This is a genomic window from Pseudomonas sp. JUb52 (genome assembly GCF_004341115.1).
GTDB classification, from domain to species: Bacteria; Pseudomonadota; Gammaproteobacteria; order Pseudomonadales; family Pseudomonadaceae; genus Chryseomonas; species Chryseomonas oryzihabitans.
On record NZ_SLYS01000006.1, the window covers coordinates 72,898 to 85,995 of the forward strand.

Below are 13,098 nucleotides of genomic sequence, written 5' to 3' on the forward strand. Positions count from 1 at the left end.
CACGACAACCGTCTAACCGGCTATAATGTTCAGCTATTTTTGCCCGCCTAAGCCTTCAGTGGAAGGGTACCTATGTCCGGAAAAGCGCAACAGCAATCCCGTCTGAAAGAATTGATCGCCCGCGGTCGTGAGCAGGGTTACCTGACTTACGCGGAGGTCAATGACCACCTACCGGAGGATATTTCAGATCCGGAACAGGTGGAAGACATCATCCGCATGATCAATGACATGGGGATCAACGTATTCGAGACCGCACCGGACGCCGATGCCCTGCTGCTGGCCGAGACGGATACCGACGAAGCCGCCGCCGAAGAAGCCGCTGCCGCCCTGGCCGCAGTGGAGAGCGATGTCGGCCGCACCACCGACCCGGTGCGCATGTACATGCGTGAAATGGGTACCGTGGAACTGCTGACCCGCGAAGGCGAGATCGAGATCGCCAAGCGCATTGAGGAAGGCATCCGCGAAGTCATGGGCGCCATCGCCCAGTTCCCGGGCACCGTCGACTACATCCTCAGCGAATACACCCGCGTCACCACCGAAGGCGGTCGCCTGTCCGACGTCCTCGCCGGTTACATCGATCCCGACGACGGCAGCCTGCCGAACGAGAGCGATGAGCTGCCCGTCCCGAACAAGGCCGCCGATGCCAAGGCCGTGGACGACGAGAAGGACGAAGAAGAAGAGAGCGACGACGACGCCGAGGAAGAAGGCGACGGCGGTCCGGATCCGGAAGAGGCTCGCCTGCGTTTCGGCGCGGTCGCCGAGCAGCTGGAAAAGACTCAGAAGGTGCTGAAGAAGCACGGCCGCGACGACGATCGCGCCGTGGAAGAATTCGTCGCCCTGGCGCTGCTGTTCTCGCCGATCAAGCTGGTGCCCAAGCAGTACGAAGCCCTGGTGACCCGCGTGCGCGAGTCCCTGGAGCGTGTGCGTGGCCTCGAGCGCGCCATCATGCAGCTGGCCGTGCGCGATGCGCGCATGCCGCGTGCCGACTTCCTGCGCCACTTCCCCGGCAACGAGACCAACACCGAGTGGACCGCTGGCCTGCTCAAGGGCAAGCCCAAGTACGCCGAAGGTCTCGAGCGCTTCCAGGCCGACATCCAGGCCAAGCAGGCCCAGCTGGCCGAGCTGGAGCGTGACTACGAGCTGAAGGTCTCGCAGATCAAGGACATCAACCGCGCCATGTCCATCGGCGAGGCCAAGGCTCGCCGCGCCAAGAAGGAAATGGTCGAGGCGAACCTGCGTCTGGTGATCTCCATCGCCAAGAAGTACACCAACCGCGGTCTGCAATTCCTCGATCTGATCCAGGAAGGCAACATCGGTCTGATGAAGGCGGTGGACAAGTTCGAATACCGCCGTGGCTACAAGTTCTCCACCTATGCCACCTGGTGGATTCGCCAGGCCATCACTCGCTCCATCGCCGACCAGGCGCGCACCATTCGGATTCCGGTGCACATGATCGAGACGATCAACAAGCTGAACCGGATCTCCCGCCAGATGCTGCAGGAGATGGGCCGCGAGCCGACCCCGGAAGAGCTGGGCGAGCGCATGGAGATGCCCGAGGACAAGATCCGCAAGGTGCTCAAGATCGCCAAGGAACCGATCTCCATGGAGACGCCCATCGGCGACGACGAGGATTCGCACCTGGGCGATTTCATCGAGGACAGCACCATGCAGTCCCCGATCGAAGTGGCCACCAGCGAAAGCCTCAAGGAAGCCACCCGCGACGTGCTTTCCGGCCTCACCGCCCGTGAAGCCAAGGTCCTGCGCATGCGTTTCGGTATCGACATGAACACTGACCACACCCTCGAGGAAGTGGGCAAGCAGTTCGACGTCACCCGCGAGCGTATCCGCCAGATCGAAGCCAAGGCTCTGCGCAAGCTGCGCCACCCGTCCCGCAGCGAACACCTGCGCTCCTTCCTCGACGAGTAAGGCGCCAGCGCAGTACAGAAAACCGGAGTCCAGGCTCCGGTTTTTTTATGCCCGACAAGGGTTTGGCGATACCCGCCACCCCCGGTATACTCCACCGCGCTATAGGGCCTATAGCTCAGTCGGTTAGAGCAGAGGACTCATAATCCTTTGGTCCACGGTTCGAGTCCGTGTGGGCCCACCAGCTTTCAGGAGCCGCGCGTTGCGCGGCTTTTTTGTGCCTGGGCTCTGGGCCAATCCGAAAGCCGGTCGCGAATCCCTACCGAACGGTCCCACCCTCTCCCCTGCCTGCACTAGTCTTACTCTTCGTGCTGTCACCTTCAGGACTTGGGAAATGGACTTCTCCCTTCTGGCGCCCTTCGCGCCGACGCTTTTCTGGCTGCTGCCACTCGCCTTCGTCATCGGCCTGCTCAAGTCATCCTGGGTGAAAGGGTATCTGGGTGAGCTACTGGTACGCCTTTTTGCCCATTGGCAGCTCGACAAACAGACCTATCGTCGTCTGCACAATGTCACCCTACCTACGCCTGATGGCACCACCCAGATCGATCATGTCTTCCTGTCGCGCTACGGCATCTTCGTGGTTGAGACGAAGAACATGAGTGGTTGGATTTTTGGCAGTGAGCGCCAGGCGCAGTGGACGCAAAAGCTCTACAAGCGCACCTTCAAATTTCAGAATCCGCTGCGGCAGAATTACAAGCACCTCAAGGCGCTGGAAGCGATCCTGGGCCTCAGCCCAGAGCATCTGTATTCAGTCATCACCTTCGTGGGCGGTAGCACCTTCAAGACCGAGATGCCGGCCAATGTGACCCAGGGTGTCGGCTTCATTCGCTACATCCGGTCATTCCAGCAACCGGTGTTCAGCGACGCCGAGGTCGAAAAGATGCTGCATGTCCTGCAAACCGGTCGTCGCGCACCGACCCTCGCTACCCACCGAGAGCATGTGCAGACTCTCAAGCGCCGAAGCGATCCGACGGCAGAGCGGCAATGCCCCAGATGTGGCAGTGCGCTGTTGATACGCACGGTGAAATCGGGAGCAAAGGCCGGACAGCAGTTCTGGGGCTGCTCTGCTTTTCCCAAATGCCGGACGATGCAAAGCCTTTGAAGGCGGAGGCCACAGCACTCAGACGTGCAGCAACGCCAACACCCCTACAGCCACCCCTCCCCCCGCCACCCCATAGACCGCCGCCTGCAACCAGCGCCGCCGGGTCAGCAGGGTGATGGCGGCCAGGGAGATGGCGACCTGCATAAGCATGGTGGCCTGGGCCCAGCGGTGGTGGCGGTGGAGTTGGGTTTCGCTCAGGGCTTCGTTGGCGTCGACCTTGGCTTCCAGGGCTTCGGCCTTGGTACGGATCTCGGCTTTCTGCTGGGCGTAGCGTTGGCTGTCCTGGGTGAAGCGCTGGGCGGTGTCGGGGTTGGTCGCGAGGGCAGCGCCTAGATCAGCAAGGTTCTGTTTTTCGCCCTTGGCCTGGTAGTAGCCCCACTGGTTGGCGGCTTCGGTCTTGGCGATGGCTTCTTCGTTCTTGTAGTAGAGGGCCAGGCTCTCGGCATTGCCGCCCTGGTAGGCGCAGAGCGCGCCTAGCGTCGCCAGGATGGCGGTGGTGACGGCGATGCGGCCGGTGAGGCTGTCGCGGCGATGGGCGCCGTGGGCGGCGTGTTCCACCTCGTGGTCGTGGGGGCCGTGGACTTCGTATTCGCTGGACAAGGCTCAGCTCCGCTGCGGATTCCTGCGGCGAGGCTAGCCGGGTCTACTTAACGCCTCCTTAAGACTGGGGCAACCGCGCCTGCAGCCAGCGCCGCAGCGGACTGGCTACCCAGCGCTGCATGGCCAGACCGAGCAGGACGATGAGCACCAGGTGCAGCGGCAGCATCCAGCCGGGAATGGGGATGGGCAGCGCCAGCGCCTCGCCGACGTCCTCGGCCAGGTCTTCGAGGCTGTCGCCGGCCAGGTGCATCCAGCCCAGCAGGGTGCGGGTCCAGGGTTCGAGTACGCCGATCAGCGGAGTGTGGACGGCGAAGATGCACAGCGAGGCCTCGCCGAGGCGCTGGGCCAGGCGACGCACGCCGGCGCGACCGGGTTCGCCGAAGGTGGCGCAGGCCAGCAGCACCGCGGCCTGGAAGGGTGTCAGCAGGCCGTTGTGGACCAGGTAGAACCAGCGGCGGCCATCGCCTTCCAGCAGCAGCGCGCCCAGCCACAGGCCGGTCAGGCCGAACAGCAGCAGGGGCAGGCGCAGGCGCTGGGTCATCTCGGCCACCCGGGGCTCCTGCACGGCGCGATAGAGCAGGATGCCGAGCAGGAACTCCGGCAGGCGGATCAGCGGATTGCGGTGGATGACGCCCACGGTGACGGTATCGAAGGCCTGGGCCCAGGTGGCTACTAGCGGACCGAGCAGATAGAGCCCCCAGAGCGCGGCGGCGGCCAGGGCCCAGCGGCGCAGGCGCATCAGCCGCGGACCGAGCAGCGGAAACAGCAGGTAGAAGAACAGCAGCGCCGAGATCGACCAGGCGGCGCCGTTGAGCCAGAGAAAACGTGGCTCCCAGGATTGCAGCAGCAGCAGTTGCAGGAGCACATGGGTGGTGGCGGCCAGCCAGGACAGCGGCAGCATCTCGTCCAGCTCGCTGCCCTCCTCCAGCTGCAGATAGGGGTGCTGGTTGTAGTAGACCGGCACCCCGTGTTCCAGCCAAGAATCTTGTGATAACCAATAGGACAGCCCCAGCGCGACCAGCAGGGTCAGCAGGTGGATGGGATAGAGGTTGCACAGCCGCCGTAGGACGAAGCCGCGGGAGCTGCCCTTGAGCGCACCCTGGCGATCCAGGCTGACGTGGGCCAGCAAGAAGCCCGACAGCAGGAAGAAGGTGCTGGTGGCGAAGAAGCCCATGCCGGCCAGCCGGCGGAAGGCGTCCGGCAGATCGCTATAGAGCCCGCCCAGGTGGTAAACGACCATGTACAGCGCCATGAGAAATCTCAGCCATTCCAGGCCGTAGTAACGGGCAGTGGGGCTGCTTGCGGTTAAAGAGGTCATGGCGGCGATTTAGGGCGGATAGAATCTGATTATAAGCCGCCTGGGCCGGAGCTCTGCCGATGTTCATGACAAAAGCATGACAGCCGGTTTCCAGACGTTGCCATGCGCCGCTCAGGACTCCGCCGCCCGGGAGTCCTGCCACCCCTGAAACCGGGACCGACCGATTCATCCCGCGAACATGGGCTCCGGCAATCCCTGCACGCCGGGATCCAGGGCGAAGAGTCCACCCGCCAACGGCTGGTCGGTCAGATCGCCACCCGGACGGATGGAAGTCACGAACAGGGTATCCAGGTTGCGCCCGCCAAAGGCGCACATGGCCGGCTTCTTGACCGGTACGCTCAGGGAGCGATCCAGACGGCCATCGGGGGTGAAGCGATGGATCAGGCCGGCATCGTTGCCGCAGATCCAGTAGCAGCCGTCGACATCCACCGCGGCGCCATCGGGTCGGCCGGGATGGGCGTTCATGTCGACGAACAGCCGCCGGTTGCTGGGTGTGCCGGTATCCGGGTCGTAGTCGAAGGCCCAGATCAGCTGACGGCTGGGATGGGAGTCGGACAGATAGAGGGTGCGGCCGTCGGGGCTCAGGGCCAGGCCGTTGGGCACGATGAGGTCGTCCAGCAGCAGCCGAGCGCCCTCGCCCGCGGTATGGCTATAGAGCCGTCCGGCCGGCGCGCCCTGGGCCATGTCCTGCACCATGGTGCCCACCAGGAAGCGGCCCTGGCGATCGCAGCGACCGTCGTTGCATCGCATGGCCGGCTGGGCATGGTCGAGAGCGACCAGGCGTTCGCCGCTCAGCTGGCCAGAAGCCTCGGCCTGCAGGGCGAAGAGGCCGCTTTCCAGGCCGGCAAGCCAGCCGCCACCCTCGCGGGTGGCGATGCAGGCGAGCATTTCCGGTGCGCTCCAGCTGTCCAGGGCACCGGCCAGGGTCCAGCGGTGCAGCCGTTTGGCCGGGATATCGACCCAGTAGAGCGCCTGTTCGGCGACCTGCCAGACCGGGCACTCACCGGTGGCGTTGCGGGCATCGACGAGCAATTCGGCGGTCATGGCGGCCCTCCTCAGTCGTCAAAGGGGCCGGTGGCGACAAAGGCACCGCCCTGGTAGACCAGCGACGGATCGTCCGCTGCCGGCATGGGCTGGGCTTCGACCTTGGCGCGGAATGGCTCGGAGCTGTCCTTGGGCTGGAAGCCCAGGTGCGCGGCCAGGCGGTTGTCCCACCAGCTGTCACGGTTGGCGGAGGCGCCATAGACGATGGTGTGGCCGACATCCGGCGTGGTCAGGCTGCGCAAGATGAGGTCGGTCAGGTCTTCGTAGCTCAGCCAGGTGGCGAGCATGCGGCGATTCTGCGCCTCGGGGAAGGAGGAGCCGATGCGGATACTCACCGTCTCGATGCCATAGCGATCGAAATAGAAGGTGGCCAGGTCCTCGCCAAAGGCCTTGGACAGGCCGTAGTAGCTGTCCGGGCGCTGGGGCACGCTGGCGTCAATGCGCTGGTCCTGGCGATAGAAGCCGATGACATGGTTGGAACTGGCGAAGACGATACGCTTCACCCCGTGGCGCCGCGCGGCCTCATAGAGGTTGAAGGTGCCGCGGATGTTGGCTTCGAGGATGGGTTCGAAGGCGTGTTCGGTGGAAATCCCGCCGAAGTGCAGGATGGCGTCCACGCCTTCCACCAGCGCATGAACGCCGGCCTTGTCCGCCAGGTCGCAGGTCACCACCTCTTCCGCCGGGCCTTCGGCCGCAGCCATCGGCGCGATATCGGACAGCCGCAGGATCTCGGCATGGGGCTTGAGCCGCTGGCGCAGCTCCTTGCCCAGGCCACCGGCAGCGCCGGTGAGCAGGAGTCGATGGAAGGGTGAGGAGGAGACTTCGGACATGAGCGGGCGCCTTCTTATGGAGTTATCTGGCAAGAGGTACGACATCTCACCTCTTTTCGCGATTCTCGCGGGCGCCCGGGGTCCTGTCAATGCTACCTAGGCCGGCAGACAGGGCAGCCGCAGGCGGAAGGTCGCGCCTTGTCCGGCAATGCTTTCCACGTGCAGGCTGCCGTGGTGCGCCTTGACGATCTGGTCGGCGATATAGAGGCCCAGGCCCAGCCCGGCGATGTTCTCGGTGCCACTGGCGCGCTCGAACTGGCGGAAGATCAGCGCCTGGTGCTCCACGGGGATGCCGATGCCGTGGTCCTTGACGCTCAGTTCCACGTCGGCGCCGTCGCTGCGCAGGGAGATCTCCACCGGACGTCCGGCGCCGTATCTCATGGCATTGGTCAGCAGATTGGTGATCACCTGCTCGATGCGGAATTCGTCCCAGTAGCCGGGCGCCGGGCCTTCGGCGTGCAACTCCACCGGGCAGCCGGCCGCGGCGAATTGCGAGGCGAAGCTGTCCACCACGGTGTTGACCAGGGCCGCGAGATCGCACTGCGAGGGGCGGATCGACAGCTTGCCGGTGCGGATACGCGAGATGTCGAGCATGTCGTCGATCAGGTGCACCAGGCGCTGGATCTGCCGCTCGTCGCGCTCGGCCATGCCGGCCAGCTTGTCGGGGGTGAAGGCTTCCAGCTTGCCCTTGTCCAGGTACATGCGGCGCAGCTGGGCTTCGAGCATCAGGGTGTTGAGCGGCGTCTTGAGTTCGTGGGAGACCATGGACATGAAGTCGTCGCGGGTACGCACCGCCTGCTGCAGCTCGACCTGGGTCTGGCGCAGCTCGGCGAGCAGGACCTCCTGTTCCTGGCGGCTCTGCTCCAGGGCCACCAGTTGCTCGGCCAGGCGCTTGCGGTGCCAGTAGAGGTCGACGAACACACGGGTCTTGCTCTTCACCGCATGGACATCGAGGGGCTTGTGCAGGAAGTCCACCGCACCGCTTTCGTAGCCCTTGAAGGCATAGTTGAGGTCGCGGCCGGCAGCGCTGACGAAGACGATGGGGATGTGCCGGGTCTTTTCCAGGCCGCGCATCATCTCCGCCAGTTCGAAGCCGTTCATGCCCGGCATCTGCACATCGAGGATCGCCAGGGCGAATTCGTGCATCAGCAGGAGCTCCAGCGCGGCCTCGGCGGAGCTGGCCTGGAAGATCTCCAGCGCCTCGCTGCGCAGCAGGGCTTCCAGCGCCAGGAGATTTTCCGGCAGGTCGTCTACGAGCAGGAGCTTCGCCTGTTCGACGGGTACTTCAGCCATGGTCGCGTTCCAGCTCGATGAGCAATAGATGGATGCCCGGCACATCCAGCACGAAATCCGGGTGGAATCTCTTCAAGGCCGCCTCGGGCATGGTCGGCACCTCGGCCGATTGCGGCGACTGGACGACGGTGACGCCACCGTTCTGAGCCAGGGCGTGCAGGCCGCTGGCACCATCATGGTTGGCACCGGTCAGCAGGATGCCGCAGACCTGCTCGCCCAGGGCGTCGGTCGCGCTTTCGAACAGGACATCGATGGACGGCCGGGAGAACTGCACCGGCTCGTCGCGGGACAGCGACAGGGTGAAGTCATCCTCCACCAGCAGGTGATAACCCGGCGGCGCGAAATACAGGGTGCCCGGCAGTATAGCGTCCTTGTCCTCGGCCTCGCGCACCCGCAGGGCCAAGCGCGCCTGGAACAGCTCGGCCAGGCGCGAGGTGCGATCGTCCGGCAGGTGCAGCACCACGGCTAGCGGCAGGCGGTAGCTGGCCGGCAGGGTCGAGAGCAGGCGCAGCAGGACCTGCAGCCCGCCGGCAGAGGCTCCGATGACGATGAGGCGCAACGGCTTGCGGGGCGGGAACATGCTAGAGCCTGCGGAACAGCCGTTCCTGCTTCACCACCGGCTCGAAGTGGTTGGCATAGGCGGAGAAGTCCAGCGACTCCTTGCTGCCCAGGCCGAGAAAGCCGCGGTGACTCAGGGACTCGTGAAACAGCCCGAGCGCCCGATTCTGCAGATTCTTGTTGAAGTAGATGAGCACGTTGCGGCAGGACACCAGCTGGGTCTCGGAGAAGACGCTGTCGGTGGCCAGGCTGTGATCGGCAAAGGTCACGTTGGCGATCAGCGACTTGTCGAACAGCGCGCCGTCATAGGCTGCGGTGTAGTAGTCGGAAAACGCCCGGGTGCCGCCGGCCTTCTGGTAACTGGCGGTGTAGGAGCGCATCCGCTCCAGCGGAAAGATGCCCTGCCGGGCCTTTTCCATGGAGCGCGGATTGATATCGGTGGCATAGAACAGGGTGCGGTCGAGCAGCCCTTCCTCCTGGAACAGGATGGCCATCGAGAAGACCTCCTCGCCGGTGCTGCAGCCGGCGATCCACACCTTGAGCGAGGGATAGGTGCGCAGGACCGGTACCACCTGCTGGCGCAGGGCGAGGAAGTAGCCCGGATCGCGAAACATCTCGCTGACCGGGATGGTGATGAATTGCAGCAACTCGGCGAACAGCGCCGGATCGCGCAATACCCGCTCCTGCAGCGCCGAGATGCTCGGGCAGTCGAAGCGCGTCAGTGCCTGCAGCACCCGGCGCTTGAGCGAGGCCTTGGAGTAATTGCGGAAGTCGTGGCTGTATCTCAGGAAGATGCCTTCCAGCAGCAACCTCAGCTCGATGTCCTGCAGCCGTTCGCTCATGACCTACAGCCGCTCCAGCGACGGCATCCAGACGCGGATCAGCGAGAACAGCCGATCCAGGTCGATGGGCTTGGCCAGGTAGTCGCTGGCGCCGGCGGCGAGGCAGCGCTCCTGGTCGTCCTTCATGGCCTTGGCGGTGATGGCGATGATCGGCAGCTTCTTCATGTGCGGCCGCTTGCGGATCTCGCGCATGGCTTCGTAGCCATCCATCATCGGCATCATGATGTCCATCAGCACCAGGTCGATGGTGTCGCTGTTGTCGAGCTTTTCCAGCGCCTCCAGGCCGTTGCGGGCGATCTCCACCTTGGCGCCCTTCTGCTCCAGGGCACTGGTGAGGGCGAAGATGTTGCGCACGTCGTCGTCCACCAGCAGCAGGGTGCGGCCGTCGAAGGCCTTTTCTCGGCTGCGGGCGCTTTCCAGCATGCGCTGGCGATCAAGCGGCATGTCGGCCTCGATCTTGTGCAGGAACAGGGTCACCTCGTCGAGCAGCCGCTCGGGCGAGCGGGCGCCCTTGATGATGATGGAGCGCGAATACTTGAGCAGCGCCGCCTCTTCGTCGCGGGTCAGGCTGCGCCCGGTGTAGACGATCACCGGCGGGAAGGAGCAGATGTCTTCGCTGGCCATGCGCTGGAGCAGCTCGCCGCCTTCCATGTCGGGCAGCTTGAGGTCGATGACCATGCAGTCGTAGACCTCGTCGCGCAGTAGTTCCAGGGCCTGACTGCCCATCTCCACCGCGGTGATCTCCACGTCCACGTCGCCGATCAGCTTGGCGATGCTGTCGCGCTGCAGGGCGTCGTCTTCCACCAGCAGCACCCGCTTGATGCCGGCGGCGAACTTGGCTTCCAGGCGATTGAAGGCTTCGCGGAGTTCGTCGCGGGTGGTGGGCTTGATGGCGTAGCCGACCGCGCCCATGTGCATGGCGGTCTCGATGCGATCCGAGGCCGAGACCACGTGCACCGGGATGTGGCGGGTCAGCGGATTTTCTTTGAGCCGTTCCAGCACCGTGAGACCGGAATGGTCCGGCAGACCCATGTCCAGCAGGATGGCGTCCGGACGGTATTCCAGGGCCGCGGCGAAGCCTTCTTCCGCCCGATGGGCCACCAGGCAGCTGTATTTTAACTCGTGGGCCAGATCGAAGAGGATCTGCGCGAAGGGCACCTCGTCTTCGATCACGAGCACCCGGCGATCCGGATAGGGCCAGTTGTCCCGGTCGTCGGCGAAGGCCGTCCCCATGGGAGCCGCCGCCTCGGTGATCGGTGGCGCAGCCGGCGGACGCGGGGTGGTGGCCAGCGCCGGCAGCGGTGCGGGTGCCGCGGCCGGTGCGGGAGGCGCGACGGGGGCGGTGACCGGGGTGATGGGCAGAGCGGGCGCAGCGGCTTCCTGGTACTCCAGCGGCAGGCGCAGGGTAAAGGTGCTGCCCTCCCCCGGTTGGCTGGTGACGCTCAAGGTGCCGCCCAGCAGCAGTGCCAAATCACGGGAGATCGACAGCCCCAGGCCGGTGCCGCCATAGCGACGGGTTATGGCGCCATCCGCCTGGCGGAAGGCCTCGAAGATCAGGTCCTGCTGCTCGGCGGCGATGCCGATACCGGTATCGCTCACCGCGAAGCTGGGCTGGCCGTCTTCCAGCGACAGGCGCAGGGTCACCTGGCCGTGCTCGGTGAACTTGAAGGCGTTGGACAGCAGATTCTTGAGGATCTGCTCGACCCGCTGGCGATCGCTGAAGAAGGCCGGCGGCATCCGCGCATCCAGCTCCACCACGAAGGCGACCCCCTTGTTCTGGGCCACCGGCTCGAAGGCGGTCTTCAGCGCCTCCACCAGGCGGCGCACGGACAGCTGCTCCGGGCGGATCTCCAGCATGCCAGCCTCGACCTTGGAGATGTCGAGGATGTCGTTGATCAGGGTCAGCAGGTCATTGCCCGCCGAATAGATGGATTCGGCATAGCGCACCTGCTCGCTGCTGAGGTTGCCGGCCGGGTTGTCGGCCAGCAGCTTGGACAGGATCAGCGAGCTGTTCAGCGGCGTGCGCAATTCATGGGACATGTTCGCCAGGAATTCGGACTTGTACTGGCTGGCCCGCTCCAGCTCGCGCGCCCGGTCTTCCAGCATCTGCTGGGCTTCGTTGAGGCGGTTGTTGCGGTCGTCCAGCACGTCGCGCTGTTGCAGGAGTTCCTGGGCCTGCTCGGAGAGCTGCTCGTTGGTCTGCTCCAGCTCAGCCTGCTGCTGCTCCAGATGGACCTGGGATTCCTTGAGCGCCTGGGACTGCTCTTCCAGCTCTTCGTTGGCGGTGCGCAGCTCTTCCTGCTGGACCTGGAGTTCTTCGTTGAGTTGCTGGGTTTCCGCCAGCACCTGCTGCAGGCGCTGGCGATAGCGCGCGGCCTCCACCGAGGAGCCGATGGAATCGGCGATCAGGGTCAGCAGCTCTTCGTCCTGCGGGCGCAGGGCGCGCAGGAAGCCCAGTTCGACCACGCCATTCACCCGGCCATCGTTCTCGATGGGCACGATGAGCGCCGCGCTGGCCTGGCGCTCGCCCAGGGCCGAGTTGACCTTGAGGTAGTCGGCGGGCAATTGGTCCAGCGCCATGACGCGACCGTCCAGCACCGCCTGCCCGGCCAGACCCTCGCCCGGCGCCAGGCGCTGGCGCCGGCGACGGCCCTCGTCGTCCAGGGCATAGTCGGCGACGCGCTCCAGGCTGCCATCGTCGAGTCGCACATAGAGGGCACCGGCCGCGGCGCCCAGATAGCGCGCCAGGAATTGCAGGATGCTCTGCCCCAGGGGCGCCAGTGACGCCTGGCCGATGACGGCTTCCGACAGCTGATTCTGGCCCGAGCGGAACCAGCTCTGCCGCTCGAGGTTGTCGGTGTGCTCGGCCTGCTGATCGAGCAGCCGGGTATAGGTCGCGGAGAGTCGCATGAGCTCGCGACGCCCGAAGAAGGCCATGATGCCCGACAGCAGCAGGCTGACGATCAGGAAGGCGGCGACGAAGATCACCGTCATGCGGCTGGCCGTCTCGGTGCGCTCGGCGCGCATCTGCTCTTCGTAGGCGATGAAATCGGTGTAGTCGCGGCGGATGCTGTCGATGCGGTTCTTGCCCTGGCCATCGTTCAGCGGCGTCTGGAAATCGCCGCCCAGGCGCCGCGCCTCGATCACCTGGCTGGCGTATTGGCGCCATTCGCGGTGCACCGCCTCGATGCGTTCCAGCCGGCGGATCTGCACGGCGCTGTCGCTGACCAGATTCTTCAGTTCATCGAGCTGCGGCTCTACATTGGGCAACGCGCGTTCATAGGGCTGCAGGAACGCGGTGTTGCCGCTCAGCAGATAGCCACGCATCCCGGTTTCCAGGTCGACCACCAGGCGGAAGTTGGCATTGGCCTCGCTGATGACACGGTCGGTATGCTCGACCCACTGGGTGACCTTCAGCAGGTAGTAGATGATGGCGATAAAGAAGATCGCGCTGAAGACACCGATGCTCAGAGGCAGGGAGAGGTTGCGCTTGAGGATCTGGCTGAAGTGCTTCTGATCGAGGGGCGACTCGCGATTCATGGGGTCTGAAAGCCTTGTACGGGACAAAACGGTCGGCGACGGCAAAGC

The 13,098-nt window shown here is 64.8% G+C and carries 10 protein-coding genes and 1 tRNA gene; 3 read left to right on the top strand and 8 right to left on the bottom strand.

Annotated features, from left to right (window positions below):
* The first annotated feature begins 72 nt into the window (after positions 1-72).
* The 3 genes from rpoD to EC839_RS11925 all read left to right on the top strand — a co-directional run bounded on the left by rpoD (position 73) and on the right by EC839_RS11925 (position 3,025).
* Positions 73-1,926, top strand: coding sequence for an RNA polymerase sigma factor RpoD (rpoD, locus tag EC839_RS11915; protein ID WP_007159752.1), 1,854 nt, complete (start codon positions 73-75; stop codon positions 1,924-1,926).
* 104 nt (positions 1,927-2,030) lie between these two features.
* Positions 2,031-2,107, top strand: a tRNA-Ile gene (locus tag EC839_RS11920).
* Between the two features lie 150 nt (positions 2,108-2,257).
* Positions 2,258-3,025 (top strand): nuclease-related domain-containing protein, encoded by a 768-nt coding sequence (locus EC839_RS11925; protein ID WP_007159753.1) that lies wholly within the window; start codon positions 2,258-2,260, stop codon positions 3,023-3,025.
* Positions 3,026-3,043: 18 nt separating this feature from the next.
* Here EC839_RS11925 and EC839_RS11930 read toward each other — a convergent pair whose 3' ends face one another.
* The 8 genes from EC839_RS11930 to EC839_RS11965 form a co-directional block, all read right to left on the bottom strand.
* Positions 3,044-3,625, bottom strand: a complete 582-nt coding sequence (locus tag EC839_RS11930; protein WP_007159754.1) for a DUF4337 domain-containing protein — start codon at positions 3,623-3,625, stop codon at positions 3,044-3,046.
* A 58-nt stretch (positions 3,626-3,683) separates the two neighbouring features.
* Positions 3,684-4,943, bottom strand: coding sequence for an acyltransferase (locus EC839_RS11935; protein WP_039975500.1), 1,260 nt, complete (start codon positions 4,941-4,943; stop codon positions 3,684-3,686).
* Positions 4,944-5,108: 165 nt separating this feature from the next.
* Positions 5,109-5,987 (bottom strand): SMP-30/gluconolactonase/LRE family protein, encoded by an 879-nt coding sequence (locus EC839_RS11940; RefSeq protein ID WP_007159756.1) that lies wholly within the window; start codon positions 5,985-5,987, stop codon positions 5,109-5,111.
* Positions 5,988-5,998: 11 nt separating this feature from the next.
* Positions 5,999-6,817 carry an NAD(P)-dependent oxidoreductase gene (locus EC839_RS11945; protein WP_007159757.1) on the bottom strand — a complete coding sequence of 273 codons (819 nt, stop codon included), beginning with the start codon at positions 6,815-6,817 and terminating at the stop codon, positions 5,999-6,001.
* A gap of 96 nt (positions 6,818-6,913) precedes the next feature.
* The gene (locus EC839_RS11950; protein ID WP_007159759.1) at positions 6,914-8,110 is read right to left on the bottom strand and encodes a hybrid sensor histidine kinase/response regulator; all 1,197 of its coding nucleotides are present in this window, start codon (positions 8,108-8,110) and stop codon (positions 6,914-6,916) included.
* Entirely contained in the window at positions 8,103-8,690 is a 588-nt protein-coding gene (locus tag EC839_RS11955; RefSeq protein WP_007159760.1) for a chemotaxis protein CheB, read from the bottom strand. The genes EC839_RS11950 and EC839_RS11955 overlap by 8 nt, the downstream gene beginning before the upstream one ends.
* A gap of 1 nt (position 8,691) precedes the next feature.
* Complete coding sequence (locus EC839_RS11960) at positions 8,692-9,510, bottom strand: protein-glutamate O-methyltransferase CheR (protein WP_007159761.1); 819 nt, start codon at positions 9,508-9,510, stop codon at positions 8,692-8,694.
* Positions 9,511-9,513: 3 nt separating this feature from the next.
* Positions 9,514-13,050, bottom strand: a complete 3,537-nt coding sequence (locus tag EC839_RS11965) for a response regulator (protein WP_007159762.1) — start codon at positions 13,048-13,050, stop codon at positions 9,514-9,516.
* Between the last annotated feature and the right edge of the window lie 48 nt (positions 13,051-13,098).